Origin of the sequence: Flavobacterium sp. PL11, assembly GCF_035985025.1 — a bacterium.
Taxonomy (GTDB): Bacteria; Bacteroidota; Bacteroidia; order Flavobacteriales; family Flavobacteriaceae; genus Flavobacterium.
The window spans coordinates 82,068-100,206 of record NZ_JAXCIA010000009.1; the positions used below are offsets into that span (position 1 = coordinate 82,068).

Sequence of the window (18,139 nt, forward strand, 5' to 3'; positions counted from 1 at the left end):
AAATTATGAAATCTACAAATAAATATAAATTTTTTAGCAGAGCTATTTTCATTTTATTGATCTCGTTACCCTTTCAAAGTTGTTTTGTAGCTAAAGATTATAAAAGACCAGAGTTAGTAAACACAGAAAACTTGTTTAGAACAGATAATTTGTCAACAGATAGCGTGTCTATTGCAGATATATCATGGAAAATATTGTTCACTGACCAATTTCTTCAACGTTACATAGAAGAAGGCTTGGAAAATAATATGGATATTCGAATTGCAATTCAGCAAATGATAGCAGCACAAGCTTATGCCAATCAAGGAAAAGCAGGTTATTTACCCTTAATTGGTCTTGAGGTAAATGCTTCACATCAAGAACTATCCAAAAATAGTCAATTTGGATCATTATTTAACGGAGCAGTAGATCAATATGATATTACTGGAAATCTATCTTGGGAAGCGGACATTTGGGGGAAAATAAGAAGTAATAAAAGGGCAACACGGGCCGCTTACTTGCAAAGTGTCGCTGGACACCATGCTGTAAAAACACAATTAATTTCTAATATTGTGAGAACCTATTATAATTTATTGGCATTAGACGCCCAATTAGAAGTTACTAAAAAAACCATTACCACCAGAGAAGGTAGCGTAGAAACCATTAAAGCACTAAAAAATGCAGGTCAAGTAACGCAAGTTGCTGTAGACCAAAATATTGCACAATACAATAATGCTAAAGCTTTACAAGTAGATATTGAAATCGCTATTTTTAAAATAGAAAACACGTTGAGTATTTTATTAGGTAAAGCACCACAGCGTTTTGAAAGAAGTCGATTAGATATTCAAAAAATAGAACAAGAGATCACATTTGGTGTACCAGCAAGATTGCTTAGCAATAGACCTGATGTTATGGCAGCAGAGTATGGCTTAATTCAATCATTTGAACTGACTAACGTGGCAAAAAGTAACTTTTATCCGTCGTTAACAATAACAGCATCTGGAGGTTTGCAGAGTTTAGAATTAGATAATTTGTTAAATGTAAACTCTTTATTTGCAAATATTATTGGTAGTTTAACACAGCCACTTTTTAATCAAAGAAGATTAAAAACACAAAAAGAAGTTACTTTGGCACAACAAGAACAATCCCTACTTCTATTTAAAAAAACATTGTTAGTTGCAGGAAGCGAAGTCTCTAACGCATTATTTTCTTATGAGTCTGAAACTAAAAAGTTCGAGTTTAGAAAGATTGAAGTTGAAGCCTTACGTGCCGCCGAAGCCAATTCAGAAGAGTTGCTCAAAAATGGCTATGCCAACTATTTAGATTTGTTAACAGCAAGGAGAAGTGCATTAAGTGCAGAGCTAAATAGTATAGATAGCAAACTGCAACAATTAAACTCGATCGTAAATTTGTATGAAGCACTTGGTGGTGGATGGAGATAAAATAAGTTGAGACGATTAGTAAAGGAGAATTATTAAAATATTTTATTGCAAAGTTCAGGTAACACGAAAATTAGAATATATATTTTAACTTATTAGTAGCGCGCTTGTCATTGCTAAAACTAAATTGTAAGTATTTATACGATATAAAAATGTGGTGCTATGAAACCTAGCAACATTAATAAATGAGTATCGATAAGTCATAATAGAGATTACTGTGAATGATGGTAATAATTCTATTTTTAGTGTCCTATTAATTTCGGCTTTGGCAATTATCCAAATCTTTCGTAAAAAACATTAACTTTTTAAAATAAAAAATTAACATAATAAATAAATAAACTATGAACACAACAAGAACAATTAATTTAAAAAACAGACCAAAAGGAATACCTGAGCTGACTGATTTTGATTTTACCACTTCTCCCATACCCGAGTTACAAGAAGGAGAAGTTTTATTAAGTTCCAAATATATTTCTGTCGATCCTTATTTAAGGGGCAGAATGAGCGATGCCAAGTCTTACGTCAAACCATTTGAGCTCAATAAACCAATAATGTCTGGGGTTATTGCTGAAGTTTTAGCATCAAAGAACAGTAAATTTAGCGCAGGCGATCACGTATCTGGTATGTTGGAATGGAAAGAAACTCAAATAATAAAAACCGATGAACTTCTAATTGTAGATCCAAAGAAAGCACCTCTTTCGGCATATCTTGGCGTTTTAGGAATGACAGGGCTTACCGCCTATTTGGGACTTACTGAAATAGGAAAACCTAAAAAAGGAGAAACACTACTTGTATCAGGTGCAGCAGGAGCTGTAGGAAGTGTTGTGGGTCAAATAGGGAAAATACTTGGTTTAAGAGTAGTTGGAATTGCCGGAACGGATGAAAAAGTGGAAATGCTCAAATCTGAATTCGGTTTTGATGAAGCAATCAATTATAATACGACACAAAACATGAAGGAAGCAATCGCTAATTCTTGTCCCGAAGGCGTAGATATTTATTTTGACAATGTGGGAGGCGAAATCTCTGAGGCCGTACTTTTTAATATCAACAAGTTCTCAAGAACAGTAAACTGCGGTGCTATTTCCGTTTACAATAGTACAGAACTTCCAAAAAGTATTAGTGTACAACCATTCTTAATCAAGACAAGTTCTTCTATGCAAGGTTTCGTGATTTCCAATTATGCAGACAAACATTCCGAAGGAATTAAGCAATTAGCAGAATGGTTACAGCAAGACAAACTGTACTATGTAGAAACTATTGTAGATGGTTTTGATGAAATACCCAATGCTTTTATCGATTTATTTCAAGGAAAAAACAAAGGAAAAATGATCGTCAAAGTATAAACTAAAATAAAGAATTACAGGTTTGATGATAAAGGCTTCAATGTAAAAGTACAGCTATTTATATTTTTTTAGAGATTAAAAACATCTCAAAAGATTAAAATACACGTTTAAGAAAGAATGGGTAAAAGATTGCAATGAATCTATGAAAATGACGAAGATGTAAGTGATATGAATGCTTTTATCATTGAAGATTTAAGAATTATTGGTTATCACATTATTCTAGTGATTGCAGAAACATAGTTCTTTTTAAAGAATTAGATCATGATTGTAGAGCAGGGATTACAATAATTTTTATCCATCCTATCTTAATTATAAGAAAAATAATATCTATAAATTTTTATAAATACTAATTAAAATCTTTGTTTAATAAATTGTTAAATACGTGTTTACGGCGATTATATCAAGCCAAGCCATGTCATGCTAGGTTAACATACTATCATTATAAATGCAATTATTTTACAAAATTTGAGGATTAAAGATTTAGCAAAAGATGTGGAGAAAATAAAAAAACAAGAATTAAAAAAAATTTAATTATGATAATTACATAATTATCAATAATTTACAGATCTTAACGTCTTAATTATACCTTAAATTGTCATTTTAGAATAACAGATAAAAAGGCTCTTTGACTAGCTTAATTAAAAATTAGTGGCACAACGGCAGAAATAATAGAGATTTCTAAATTGGATTAAAAATATATCAAACATCTTTTTAAAAATAAATACTTTATGTATCAAGGCAGCGTAAACATGAGCTTTATAAATTAACAAATTGAAACAAACGATACAAATAAAAATAATAAGTGAATATTTAAATAATGATAAAGAACATGACTTGAACTACTTTACACATTTCATCACCAATTCCTGCATTCCTGCATTCAAAACTCATTATTAAATTGTAATGCAATAAATCTTTTAAACAATTATTGATGCATAAAGATATCCAAATAGAATTACTCATATTTGTCGACTATACTAAGAAAATTGGTCGAAATGGTCGCCACATACTAGATAACGTTGTCAAACATTATGGAGATACGATTAATATGAAATTTCAATATTTTTCGAATACCGTAAATAACGCTGAATTCCAGGTAACAACAAGGGCGGTTTTGACGGCTAAATCATTTGGAAAACTCAATGAAATGGATTTATTACTATTGGATCATGAAGGTGATTATACTTTGGACATTATTCATAATATGGCTGAAAGTCTTGGTATTGATATTCAAAAATTCAAACAAAAATATGATTCGTTAGAAATTACCAAAGAGTTAAAAAACAATATAAATCTTGCTGAAAAAAATCAAGTAAAGTTAGTGCCAGCAGTTACCGTAAACGGTGTTCTGTATAATGGCGCTTGGGACGAACACGCGCTTATAGAATATATTGAACGTATTAAAAACAGACCTGTTGCGCAAGCCATGGAAAATTTTGTAAATTGGGGAGTATCGGCTGCGTTGGTGCTATTGGTTGCTGCAATAGTCGCCCTAATTTTTGCAAATATAGGTTTTAGTGAAGAATACGAATTTTTGCGTGATTTTAAATTTGGCTTTTCTGCAGGTGAATATAACTTCCTTTTGCCAATAGAAACCTGGATTAATGATGGATTAATGGCAATTTTCTTTTTATTAATAGGATTAGAGATAAAAAGAGAAATAATTTTTGGAGAATTATCAAGTAGAAAAAAGGCGACCATGCCTGTTATTGGAGCCCTTGGCGGTATGATTATTCCAGCATTATTGTATTTGTTGATCAACTACAACGATGAGAATGCTCACGGCTGGGGAGTTCCAATGGCTACTGATATTGCGTTCACATTAGGATTTATGTCGATGCTAGGAAGCAAAGTGCCCATGGCGTTAAAGACTTTTATCTCTGCATTAGCCATTTCTGATGACTTAGGTGCTATTATTGTTATTGCGTTATTTTATGGAGACGGATTTCATATTAATGCATTTGTGGCAGCACTCGTCATTGTTGGTATAATGGGAATTCTTAATTATTACAAAGTATATTCTAACAGCATCTATATTGTTTTAGGCGTTTTTCTTTGGTTCTTTATTTATCAAAGCGGACTGCACGCAACCCTTGCTGGCGTTATTACTGCGATATCAATTCCCTCCAGAAGAAAAGGAAATCTAATAGGTATTGCAGCTCAGGCTAGCGTGATATTTAAGCAAGAAATAGTAAATATTAAAGATGCAGACAATAGTCAAGAAAGTATTAGGCACAGTTCTTTACAATCTATCAATAAAGCTATAAATAGATTGACTGGTCCCGGAGAAGATTTAGAGCATTCTCTAGAAAAAGGAGTCAACTATCTAATATTACCTTTATTTGCTTTTTTTAATACCGGAATAGTATTATTGGGAGTACAATTTAATGTAATTACGCCAGTTAATCTGGGTATAATATTAGGTTTGTGTATAGGCAAACCACTCGGTATTGTGGGATTCTGTTGGTTAGCATCTAAATTTAATTTAGCTACTTTATCAAATGAAATTAGTTGGCCTCAGCTAATTGGAGCGGCATGCTTAGCCGGTGTTGGTTTTACGATGTCAATTGTCGTGGCAAGTGCAGCTTTTGATGGGGCAGTATTAAACGGAGCTAAATTAAGTATTATAATAGCTTCTGCCCTATCCGCTATCGTTGGTTTGTTCATATTGAATCGAGCTATTAATGTCTCAATAGGTAAATAGTTTCCATTAATATAATTAGTTTCTGTTTTTAAAAAGAAATAGTATAAATACAATTTAGTTTTGTTACGACGACAGCTTAAGATTTTATCCTGATAAATTATCAATAATTTTCATAGAACCCACTTATTGAGTTACAAGTATATAAGATGATAATAACCTCAAAATTTATAATTCCACTAATTTAGGCGAAGAGCCAAAAATTATTTGCAGCTTAAGAAATCATGTCTGAACCTATGAATTATATACAAAACTTTATGAATTGTATAAGTTAGAAATACGATATAAAATATAAATTCACAATATTATATAATTGAAACCTAAATTTTCATCAGAAAAATCTTTTTTTTATGATAATGTTTTACGAGATATAGTAATAAGATTGTAATTTCCGTAATAATTTATAAGTTTTTACACCGTTTTAAAAACATATTACAATACTACATTTTAATTTTAAAATAATTTTTATGATGCAAAAAATACTTTCGCTTACTGTATTAACTTTTTTAATAAGTGGTCAATTAATTTACGGACAAAATAAACAAATCACTGGAACAGTTACTTTCTCAAATAAAACGAGTGCGCAAGGAGTGACAGTTATCCTTGCAGGAAGCGCTGTCAGTACTCAAACTGATGCTTTAGGAAATTATATTTTAAATGTTCCGCAATCCTCCAGTACATTGTTTTTTTCTTATATTGGAATGATAACTGTTAAAGAAAAAATTAACAATCGATCAGTTATCAATGTAGTACTTAACGAAGATAGCATTGAACTTGATAACATCGTCATAACTGCTTTAGGTGTAAAAGGAGAGAGAGATAAGTTTGCGTCATCAGTCACAACGGTAAAGGGAAATACTATTGCAAAATCAGGTGAAACTGGTGTTTTAAATGGTTTAAGTGGTAAAGTTTCTGGAGTAGTAGTTTCTAGAAGCGGTGGTGACCCAGGAGCAGGATCGTATATTCAAATAAGGGGACAAAATACTATTAATGGAAATGCCCAACCCCTATTTATAGTTGATGGAATTCCAGTTAGCAACGCCAGCGAAAAGATTGGCGCCGCAAGAAGTAATGGAATCATTCAACAATCCAGAATAAATGACATTAATCCTGATGATATTGAGCGCGTTGAAGTATTAAAAGGTGCTTCTGCAGCTGCAGTTTGGGGATCAAGGGCCGCAAATGGTGTCATTGTAATTACTACTAAAAAAGGTAAAAATTCTAAGGGTAAGATAGATATCGCTATTAAATCTACCGTGTCATTTGACCGTGTCAATAAAACGCATCCACTTCAAACACGTTACGGCCAGGGCTCGGACGGGATATACAATCAAAGTAATCGCTCCAGTTTTGGAGATCTTATTTCAGATCGATTAGGTGGCGAGGATGAATCTATTACAAATCCAACTGCCCTAGGTTATCAAGGTTATGTTACACTGGATAACGGATTGATTAGATATGCCGTTGCTGCTGGAAATGCGGCTAATCCTCATGGTGGAAAAAGAGACACTTCTACTTACAATCATTCAAAAGATGCTTTCCAAACTGGTCATTTTGTTGATAATTCTTTTAATATCAGCGGCGGAAACGAAAGATCAACTTTTGCACTAAGTTTTGGAAATCTTAATCAGGATGGAGTTGTAAAAAGTGCAAGTGATTATGAGCGCAACACGGTGCGACTTAATGTAACCAATAAATTGACTAATTGGTTTATTGCTACTGCAAATATAGGGTACACTAAAATAAATTCTAATAGAGTACAAGAGGGTGACAACGTAGATGGAATTTTCCTGAGCAGCTTACGTACGCCAGCTGATTTTAATAATGACTTTTATAGTGGAGTTTATACTGATGTTAGTGGTCAAACATTTCCAAATGCACATGTGTCATATCGCAATCCATTAGGAAAAGATTTAAATACAATTTATGCTAATCCAAACTGGAATATAGTAAACAATTATAATTCAAGTGAGGTTGACCGTATTATAGGTAGCTTACAATTAGACGCGACACCGGCAGAATGGTTAACGACAACCGCAAGAATGGGAATTGACAATTATAACGACAATAGACTAGAACGTTTTGCTCGCAATTCTGCTAATTTTCCGAAAGGTTTTCTATCTAAAAATTGGGTACAAGAGAAACAATTTAATACCGATTTATTTGCAATTGCTAAAAAAACGATCAGTGCTGATTTTGATGCTTCCCTATTAGTTGGATTTAATTATAACACTAGACGAAAAGAAAGTTTGTCCGGAAGTATTACTAATTTTATAATTCCAAATGCACCTGATATTCTTACTAATGCCATAAGCACTAATTTATCTGCAAGCAATTTTAACTCACTAAACATTACTTATGGATTTTACGCTCAAGCTGATCTAGAAGCGTACGATATGTTGTATTTAACTTTGACTGGTAGAAATGAAGCGGCATCGACTTTTGGTTCTAAAACCAAAAATAATTTTTTCTTTCCTTCTGCAGCCTTAGCTTGGCAGTTTAGTAAACTAGATTTTTTCAATGAGCAGGAAGTTATTAATTTTGGTAAACTAAGATTAACTTGGGGACAAGTAGGTATACAACCGCAACCGTACCAGAATTTTAATAATTTTAGTGCTGCAACTTATATGGATGGTTTCTCGAGTGGATTGTCAGGTATTAGCGCTATTTACACCGGTGGATATGTTCAAAGTACAACCGCTGGCAATGATTCATTAAGACCTGAAATCAAAACTGAAACAGAAGTTGGTGTAGATTTTCGATTCTTCAAAAATCGTTTAAGTTTGTCAGGAACTGCTTATTTCAATACTACAAAGGATGTTATTTTACCCATCAGTTTACCCTCTTCAACTGGTTTTACAACCTATAATAGTAATGCCGCTGAGTTAGAAAACAAAGGAATTGAATTAGACTTTGAGTTGGATATTTTGAAAAGAGAAAATTTTAAATGGAACATTTCAGCTAATTTTTCTAAAAATAAAAATAAAGTGATTTCTTTAGCTGGTGCAAATTCTTATACGTTACCCGATAGTTTTTTAGCAAATGCTTCTTTAGTTGTTGGTCAACCTTTTGGTGTGTTTTTATCTACTGACTTCTTAAAAAATACTGATGGTGCTTACCTTTTAGATGCTAATGGTTTTCCTCAAGGAGGAACTGCTGTTGAAGTTATTGGAGATCCTAATCCAGAATGGCGTGGAGGCATTGGAAATACTTTTTCTTATAAAAATCTTTCTCTTTTTTTATTATTTGATATGGTTCAAGGAAACGATATTTTTAATGGAACACGCGGTTCTTTATACGCTTTTGGAACACATGGCGATGTTGGCAATACTGCAATAGCACCTTCTGGAGGAATTAAAGATGTAAACGGAAAAACGATTGCCGCAGGAACTGCCTTTCAAGGAGAAATTAAAGATTTTGGCGCTGGAGCCGTAGCATTGAATCAAGCTTGGTATCAAGGAAGAGGTTCAGCATCGAATACAGCTTCTTATAAACAATTTACAGAGGATGGAAGTGCTTCAAGACTTAGAGAGGTTACCCTATCGTATTCTTTAAAAAACATCAAATTTTTTAAAAACAACCAATTATCAAGAATAGACTTTGCATTAACAGGAAGAAATCTGGTGCTATGGACTAAATACAGTGGTATCGATCCTGAATCTAATGTTACTGGTGCAGGACTTTCAAGAGGTCAAGATTGGTTTACAAACCCAAGCACAAAATCTTTATTATTTACAGTTCTTGTCAAATATTAATTTTATAACATAAAAAATGAAAAAATTTACCATCTATATAATATCAATGAATCTTGTTTTATTAACGCTATTTAGTGGTTGTTCTAATGCGTTTGATGATAACAATATTCAAAATAATCCCAATGCAGTAACTGATGTTGATGTGAAAACTTTATTGTCAGGCACAATGCTAGGTGTAGCATTTATTCACGAAGATACCGATGTGCGAATCGCCTCTATGTGGGCTGGCGAACTGACTGGTTTATCTAGAGCACATTTAGGTTATGGACAATATATTGTATCTACGCAAAACTTTAATTGGAACAATTTATATCCTGTAGGAAACCAAGCAAGACTGATACAAATAAAAGCAGATGTTCTAGGAGATCAATGGACAAAAGGCGTTGGACAAGTATTAGAAGCGCTTGTAATAGCAAAAGCTACGGCGTTATATGGTGACGTTCCTTATAGTCAAGCCTTTGACAGAGAACAGTTCCCCACTCCTATTTTTGATAAACAAATGGACGTTTACGCCGCTTTACAAATAACATTAGATAAAGCAATTATAAATCTATCGGAACTGTCAGGATTAGCATTTGGTGCAAACGACTTTATTTTTCAAGGTAATGTTACTAAATGGAAAGCATTAGCACACACATTAAAAGCTAGGTTGTATCTACATACTAAAAATTATCCGCAAGCTATAGTAAGTGCAAATCTTGGAATTCAAAATACAGCAGGAGATGCATTAATTCCGCATGGAACTAGCCAAGGTCAAAATACCAATCAAAACTATGATTTTTTTAGAATAAGTCGTGCTGGTGATACTGGTTTTGAAGGAAGCTATCTAAGAACATTGATGCAGAGCCGTATCAATTCATTTAATTCTAAAACAAATGAAACGGCATTATACAATCATTATATTAAGGTGGGAATTACAGCACCTAATAATCTAGACCCAAATACTACTGATGGAGCCTTTACAGCGGATGCATCTCATCCAGTGATTACGTTTTATGAAAATCAATTAATTACTGCTGAAGCACAAGCTAGGCTTGGAAATCTCGCTGATGCGTTGATTGCTTTAAATAAGGTGAGAACTATTCTAGCAACAGGATATTTAAATGGAAAAACTTTTTCAGCATTAAATAGAAAATATGATGCTTATGTTACAGCAGATTTTGCTTTTGCTGGTTTAGCAAATCCCACTAATTTACAAACGGAGCAAACAGCATTATTATACGAAATAATTAGTCAACGATACATAATTCTACTGATGCAATATGAAGCATTTAATGATTACCGTCGTTTAGCTTATGCGCTACCCATTGTTCAATTGCCTATTAATTTAACAACAGGAACAGCCAAACCACAGCGCTTTATTTATCCTCAACAGGAAATTAATACAAACCCAAATGTACCTAAACCAGTTCCTAACCAATTTACAGAAGTGACTATTTTTTCCAAATAGTACGACGCACTTTAATCAAAATTTCAATTCTTTCTATGCAAAAATTAATTAATTTTCCTACGCTATCTGAGAGTGCGTTCTTACGATATTTCAATTTTTCTGCTTTATATTTTGCTGAAGGCCTTGCACAAGGAATGCTGTTTGTGGGCATACCGGCATGGATGGCCATGCAAGGAAAATCTCCAGGTGAAATTGGAAGTTTTGCTGTTGCTTGTTCTCTACCGTGGACATTCAAATTTATTATTGCACCATTAATGGATAGATACACCTATTTGCCAATGGGAAGAAAGAGACCTTGGGTTTTGATCAGTCATTTGGGTCTAATGTTGAGTATAATAGGATTTGCATTTGTACCCGATCCTTTGAATAATTTAAACACATTTATGCTTGCTGCTTTTTTAGTATCCACATTTGGAGCCATGCAAGATGCTGCTGGAGACGCAATGGCTGTAGATGTGGTGCCTCCAGAGCAGCAAGCACGTGCCAATGGATATATGCAAGGTTCTAGGATGGTGGGTAGTTCGTTATCATTAGTATTATGCAGTTGGATTTTAAATGAATATAGTTTTGAAGCATCAATGTTAACCTTGTTTTGTCTAGTGGCTGTTATTACCATTGTTCCCATAGTATTGAGAGAGCAAAAAGGCGAAAAAATATTTCCGTTTACTGCTGGTAAAGCCTCTGAAATTTCTAAAGATTTGCAAATATCTGATTGGAAAATAATATTGAAAGCCTTGTATAAAGTCTTTAGATTGAAAAATTCATTACTAGTGGTTATTCTATTATTTATTACACAAGGAGCTTACAACTTTTTTGAACATTTGCTTCCTATTTTTGCAGTAAAAATTACTGGATGGACTAATTTACATTACTCACAATCATTTGCCACTGCTGACTTAATAGGTGGAATTATGGGAATGTTAGCAGGTGGTTATTTAATAGAAAAATTTGGAAAGAAACTAATGATCAATATTTATTTTTTTCTGATCATAATGCTTGTGGTGGCTCTAAATTATGGAACAAAATACTGGCAGGATAGTGAAATGCTGAATGGTTTTATTATTGTTTATAGACTTATCAATGCTTTTGCTAAAATTGGTGTGTTTGCTATAGCTATGCAGTGCTGCTCTAAAAATATATCGGCAAGTCAATTTACAATATTTATGACTATGGGTGCGGTAGGATCAATTGCTGGAGCATTTTTAATAGGTCCAATAAAAGATAATTTTGACTGGAATAACACTTTTATTTTCTTTGGTGCATTTATAGCTTTGGCTTGGGCAGTGTTACAATTTATAAATATTTCGCAACAGGTAGAAAAAATATCAGAAATTGAACAAGAAATTTAAAATCGGTATTAAAATTTGGTAGTGTCACCAGCTAAGGTAGTCTAAAATAAAAGTTATAATACTACTTTGGAATTTTTATATAGACATATTTACTTTATATTTATTTTTTAAAAAAATATAAAAAAATGAAATTATTAGAAACAATTTTAAACGAGATTGAAGATGTGAAAGTACTCGATGCAGCAATAGACTATAAACGATACATCAGTTTGGACTTATCAGACACAAATCAGGATTTAAAAAATCTCAAAATTGACAATGCATCTGATTTCGAAAATTATATTGAAAATTATTTAAAACAAAATGATGCTAAAGTTGCTTACGGTGGTTATAATGAGGTAAGAAATTTATATAAGCGAAGTACTATTTTTAATGATTCGGGATCTGATGAACGCAATATTCATATTGGTTTAGATTTATGGATCAAAGCAGGAACGCCAGTCTTAGCAGCAATTGATGGTTTTATTCATAGTTACAATAATAATCTAGGAGTTGGTGATTATGGTCCAACTATTATTTTAGAACATAGAATTCAAGATCATATATTTTATACACTTTATGGTCATTTATCATTAGAAAGCATTGCCGCAATAAAAGTAGGAACGGCAGTGAAAAAAGCAGAACAAATAGCCTCACTTGGCGATGCTAGTGTAAACGGAGACTATTCACCACATTTACATTTCCAAATTATAAAAGAAATTCCCACTTTGTTTGGTGATTACCCTGGTGTATGTAGTAAAAAAGATCAAGAGTTTTATTTAAAAAACTGTCCAGATCCAAATGTGTTACTCAAAATTAAATAAATTATGAAAAAGACAATTATCGTTTTAAGTTTATTATTACTCATTGGATGTAAAACAAAAAATAGCGTAGCAACGGCTAATGAAGTTGAAGTTGAAGTAGCGAAAATTGAAAAAATAGCAATCAATACTATTAGTACGATCCAAAAAACAAAAGCTTATGAATTAGGCACGAGAGTTTTAATGACATGTAATACATCAAAATTTAAACCTTTTACAACTGCCGAAGCAACTGCATCTGTAATTCGAAACACAACTGAATCCAAATTATCTAAAACCTGCACTCGATTTCGACAATATTATGGAACTTTTATTGATTTAGAATTGATAGAGACCTATAAAAACAACATTGATCAATCTACAATTTTTAGATACAAAGCCTCTTACTCTAAAAAAGTGGCTAATAAAGAATTAAGAGTTGTCATGAATAATGAAAATAAAGTCTCCTCTATAAATTCAATGGATTGGGTAAACAACCTCGAATTAGATTAAAAATACAATCAATAACTATTTAATGAAAACATTTGGTAATAAGAATATTAGCTTTCAAATACCAGCGACAAATGAGTATTTGTAATACAATTAAATTTTAATAAGTTTTTGTTATTATATAAATTATTATCTATAATATATATTTAATAAATTAGAATATAATTTTGGCTACATTGCAGGTATTTATTTCAATGTTTTTTATAATTCAATTGAATTTTTATAATCTTACTTTTAGACAAAACTTTTTTAAAAAACTTCTAAAACCATTATGAATTTAGCATCTACCTTTTAAAAACTAATTTGGTGATTTTAATATTTAAAAATAAAGTAATAATTTAGTTAATCTTTCATAAATACCTATTTTAAAAGTTTATTAGCACTTTATTTTAAAATTTCCTGTACTATTTCTCATCATTAAATACAAAAAAATAACGATCACAAAATTAGCTAATTAACAAAATTACAATCTGACCGCACATTTGAAAAACATTGATAAGTGTTTTGTAGCTTTTTTAAGATTTTAAAGTAAAAGTTTTATATTTCTGCCATCATATATCTTGTATTTTTATTCTATTTGATCCGTATATTTGTTAAAATAAATCTTAACCTAAATTCAACAAATGTTAAAACAAATTTATATATTGTATATTTATTAAAAAATAATCTGTAAACTCATACTAATTGAAACTATACATTAAATACATGGTAAGCAATCGCTGTAAAATTGCGGTTAAGGAGGAGTTAAAAAAACTCAATCTACACTTTATGGTTGTCAATTTGGGTGAGGTAGAAATCATGGAGAATTTGACAACGGATCAAAGGCAGGTTTTAAAAGCAGCACTTTTAGATTCTGGACTTGAACTAATGGATGACAAGAAATCGATGATGATTGAAAAGATCAAGAATGTGATTATTGAAATGGTTCATTATTCAACTGAACCATTAAAAATTAATTTTTCAGAACATTTAAGTCAAAAGTTAAATCACGATTACACCTATTTGTCTAACTTATTTTCAGAAGTTCAAGGAACTACAATTGAACAATTTATAATTTCTCACAAAACAGAGCGTATAAAAGAACTCATTATTTACGGTGAACTTAATATTACTGAAATTGCTTGGAAAATGAACTATAGTAGTGTCGCGCATTTGTCAAGTCAATTTAAAAAAGTAACGGGACTTTCCCCTTCTCACTTTAAACAATTAAAAGACAAAAGACGTAATCCAATCGAAGATATTGGAAATGTAAAGGACTAATGATAGATAAAAACAGTACTATATCCCAAGAAACAGTTCAGGACACTAAAGGATCATTTATTACTATTAGTGCCGAAGGAAAAATTACGGATATTAATGAAGCATCGGTGCAAAATATTGGAATTGAACGAGACGCCATTATAGGCACTTCATTTTCGGATCATTTTGTAGAGCAGGTGCAAGTAAAAAAAGAATGGAAACATGTTTTTGAAAAGGGCTTTATTGAAAACTATCCTTTTACAATTAAACATAAAAATGGTAAGTTAAAAGACGTAATATATAGTGCTTCAATTTATAAAGATGAAGAAGGGGTTTCCCATGGTTTCTTTACTGAAGCAACTGATTCAATTGCTCACAAATTAGCGGCGCAATATTCACATAGTTTGATAGAAGCTAGTCTTGATCCATTAATAACAATTGATAGTGAAGGTAAAATAATGGACATGAACGAAGCATTAATAAATGTAACGGGTTATAGCCGAAAAGAACTAAATGGTTCCCATTTTGTTGATTACTTTACTGATAAAAAGAAAGCAAGGGACGTTTATAACTACGTTTTTAAAAACAATGCAATAGAAGATTTTGCTCTTACGCTGCAACATAAAGATGGTACTCTCATTGATGTATTATTTAATGGAGCGGTTTACAAAGATCCACTTGGAAAAGTCCAAGGCGTGGTCGTAGTGGCTCGTACGATTGATAGACAAAAGTGGGCTCTCGATCTCCAAATTGCCAATAAAAAAGTGGCCATTCAAAATAGAGATAACAAAAAAAAAGCAACTGCGTTAGCCATTGCGAAGAAGGAACTCGATTTTCAAAATAAAGAGAAACAAAAACAAGCAAAGGAATTAGCTGCTGTTAATAAAAAATTAACTCGGGAAAGTAAAGAGAGGGAAAAAATAGCTGCAAAACTTATAGAAGCAAATAAAAAGTTAACTTTTCAAAATCGCGAGAAGGAAAATAAAGCTTCAGAACTATTAATTGCAAATAATGAATTAGCAGTCCAAATTGACGAAAATGAAAAGCATGCTATTGAATTAGCAAAGGTTAATAAAGAATTAGCATCTCGAAGCAAAGAAAAGGAAAAATGGAAAACGGTTAGTAAAGAACTAAAAGAGTTAAACATAACTGCTACCCTAGATTCTCAGTATAATTTAAGTTTAATTGAAGCTAGCCGAGATCCTCTAGTAACAATCAACACAGCTGGGAAGATTACAGATATGAATGAAGCATTTGTAAACAGCACCGGATTAATAAGAACAATACTTACCAACTCTGATTTTTGTAATTATTTTAAAGAGAAACAAAAAGCTCAAGAAGTTCATCATCAAATCTTTGCCACGGGATCTATAAATGATGCTCCACTTACACTTATCCATAAAAATGGGAAACAAACCGATGTTCTATTTAATGGATCGGTATATAAAAATGAAGATGGAAAAGTAGCAGGCGTAGTTCTTGTAGCACGAGATATTACGGAGCAAAAAAGAATTGCATCAGAACTTATTGAAGCAAAAAATCTTGCTGAATTCGCTAAGGAACTTGCTGAAGAAGCGAAGGTCGCAGCAGAAAATGCGGTGCAAGCAAAACAACAGTTTTTGTCTAACATGAGCCATGAAATTCGCACGCCAATGAATGCAATTATAGGCTTTACCAAAGTGGTTTTAAAAACGGACTTAACAGTAAAGCAGAAGGAATATCTCGAGGCAATCAAAATGAGTGGAGATGCCATGATTGTGCTGATAAATGACATATTAGATTTGGCAAAAGTAGAATCTGGTCAAATGTCATTTGAACAAGTAGCTTTTAAATTGAGATCCTCGGTTTCATCGATGTTGCATTTATTCGAACCCAAGATTCACGAAAAGAATTTAAAATTAGTTAAAGAGTTTGACCCTGACATTCCAGAACTTTTGGTGGGAGATCCAATGCGTTTGCACCAAATTATTTTAAACTTAGTAAGTAATGCTGTCAAGTTTACATCGTCTGGGAAAATCATTGTGAGTGTTAAGTTACTGGATCAAGATAAGGAAAAAGTAATAATTCATTTTGCAGTGACTGATACAGGAATAGGAATACCAAAAGACCGACTAGATTCTATATTTGAAAATTTTCAGCAAGCGTCCAGCCATACTTCTAGACTTTACGGCGGAACTGGATTAGGACTAGCCATTGTAAAACAGCTAATAGAACCTCAAGGCGGAAAAATTAATGTTAAAAGCATAGAAGGTTTTGGTTCTACTTTTAGTTTTACACTTCCATTTTACAAAGCGTATACAAATCCAGAAAAAGAAAATAATCATATTGAAACACAAACCGAATTCAAAAACATAAAAGTATTAATTGTTGAAGATATACCGTTGAATCAATTGTTAATGAAAACGTTGCTTGATGATTTTGGGTTTCAGCATGACAGCGCCGAAAACGGTGCTATTGCTGTACAAAAATTGCAAGAAAACAAGTTTGATGTAGTGTTAATGGATTTACAAATGCCAGTTATGGATGGATTTGAAGCCACGACGTATATACGAAAAACATTAAAATCAAAAATTCCAATAATCGCACTAACCGCTGATGTTACTACTGTTGATCTTGAAAAGTGTAGAGCGGTTGGAATGAACGATTATCTTGCTAAGCCAGTTGATGAGCGTATTCTATTTAGTAAAATTATCGAAATTATCGAAAAACCATATCCTAAAATTAAGATAAAAATTAAAAGATCTAAAAAGAAAAAAGTTGTAGCAAAAGAAAGCTGTATTGACTTAACATATCTAAAAAAGATAACCAAATCAAGTCCAAAATTAATGATGGAAATGATTCAATTGTATTTAACTCAAACACCAATAATTATTCAAGCAATAAAACAAAATTTAGTAAGTAAAAATTGGAATTCTGTAAGTGCTGCAGTACACAGAATCTTACCTTCGTTTGCAATTGTTGGAATAAATCGTGATTATGAAATAATAGCCAAGAAAATACAAGAACTTGCAAATGCTGAAAAAGAAACGACTGAATTAGAAGAATTAGTTGTAAAATTGGAACATATATGCATCCAAGCATGTGAAGAATTATCGCAAGAATTAGACAAAATTAAAATTACCATATAATGAATGAAGAACATAAAATAAAATTATTTTTAGTAGATGATGATGCGTTATTCTTAAAATCATTGGAAATACTATTTTTAGAAAATGCTGATTTTATAGTTGAAACGTTTTCTACTGGAGAATTGTGTATCGCTAACTTGAAAGGCAATCCTGATGTAATAATATTAGATTATCATCTTGACGGCATTATAGCTAATGCTATGAATGGCATTGAAACCCTAGACAAAATTAAAGAAATCAATAAAAAAATACCAGTTATCATGCTGTCTTCGCAGGATAAAATTGATGTTGCCGTCAATTGTATACATCATAAAGCTTTAGATTATGTTGTAAAAAGTGAAACTGCTTTCATTAGATTGCAACAAATTATTAGTACTATTTTCAAATATCAAAAAATGGAGAAAGAATTGAACTGGTATATGGATCGAATGTAATTCAATTTTGCAGCTTTACGATACATAAACTTG

The 18,139-nt window shown here is 32.1% G+C and carries 11 protein-coding genes; all 11 read left to right on the forward strand.

Annotated features, from left to right (window positions below; all coding sequences use genetic code 11):
- Window positions 1–5: 5 nt before the first annotated feature.
- Window positions 6–1,421, forward strand: a complete 1,416-nt coding sequence (locus RCH18_RS06780) for an efflux transporter outer membrane subunit (RefSeq protein WP_326935995.1) — start codon at window positions 6–8, stop codon at window positions 1,419–1,421.
- 338 nt (window positions 1,422–1,759) lie between these two features.
- The gene (locus tag RCH18_RS06785) at window positions 1,760–2,761 is read left to right on the forward strand and encodes an NADP-dependent oxidoreductase (RefSeq protein WP_326935996.1); all 1,002 of its coding nucleotides are present in this window, start codon (window positions 1,760–1,762) and stop codon (window positions 2,759–2,761) included.
- 931 nt (window positions 2,762–3,692) lie between these two features.
- Window positions 3,693–5,465, forward strand: coding sequence for a Na+/H+ antiporter NhaA (nhaA, locus tag RCH18_RS06790; protein ID WP_326935997.1), 1,773 nt, complete (start codon window positions 3,693–3,695; stop codon window positions 5,463–5,465).
- A gap of 464 nt (window positions 5,466–5,929) precedes the next feature.
- The gene (locus RCH18_RS06795) at window positions 5,930–9,217 is read left to right on the forward strand and encodes a SusC/RagA family TonB-linked outer membrane protein (protein WP_326935998.1); all 3,288 of its coding nucleotides are present in this window, start codon (window positions 5,930–5,932) and stop codon (window positions 9,215–9,217) included.
- Between the two features lie 16 nt (window positions 9,218–9,233).
- On the forward strand, window positions 9,234–10,667 hold the full coding sequence (locus RCH18_RS06800) for a SusD/RagB family nutrient-binding outer membrane lipoprotein (protein ID WP_326935999.1): 1,434 nt from the start codon (window positions 9,234–9,236) through the stop codon (window positions 10,665–10,667).
- A gap of 35 nt (window positions 10,668–10,702) precedes the next feature.
- Entirely contained in the window at window positions 10,703–12,016 is a 1,314-nt protein-coding gene (locus RCH18_RS06805) for an MFS transporter (protein ID WP_326936000.1), read from the forward strand.
- Window positions 12,017–12,141: 125 nt separating this feature from the next.
- Window positions 12,142–12,819, forward strand: a complete 678-nt coding sequence (locus RCH18_RS06810; protein WP_326936001.1) for a peptidoglycan DD-metalloendopeptidase family protein — start codon at window positions 12,142–12,144, stop codon at window positions 12,817–12,819.
- Window positions 12,820–12,822: 3 nt separating this feature from the next.
- Window positions 12,823–13,308: a hypothetical protein gene (locus RCH18_RS06815; RefSeq protein ID WP_326936002.1), complete on the forward strand. Its 486-nt coding sequence runs from the start codon at window positions 12,823–12,825 to the stop codon at window positions 13,306–13,308.
- Between the two features lie 702 nt (window positions 13,309–14,010).
- Window positions 14,011–14,565 (forward strand): helix-turn-helix domain-containing protein, encoded by a 555-nt coding sequence (locus RCH18_RS06820; protein WP_326936030.1) that lies wholly within the window; start codon window positions 14,011–14,013, stop codon window positions 14,563–14,565.
- Window positions 14,565–17,672 carry a PAS domain-containing hybrid sensor histidine kinase/response regulator gene (locus RCH18_RS06825; protein WP_326936003.1) on the forward strand — a complete coding sequence of 1,036 codons (3,108 nt, stop codon included), beginning with the start codon at window positions 14,565–14,567 and terminating at the stop codon, window positions 17,670–17,672. The genes RCH18_RS06820 and RCH18_RS06825 overlap by 1 nt, the downstream gene beginning before the upstream one ends.
- A complete protein-coding gene (locus RCH18_RS06830) occupies window positions 17,672–18,106 on the forward strand; it encodes a response regulator (protein WP_326936004.1) in 435 nt (144 codons plus the stop codon). Before RCH18_RS06825 ends, RCH18_RS06830 begins: the two co-directional genes overlap by 1 nt.
- Window positions 18,107–18,139: the final 33 nt, after the last annotated feature.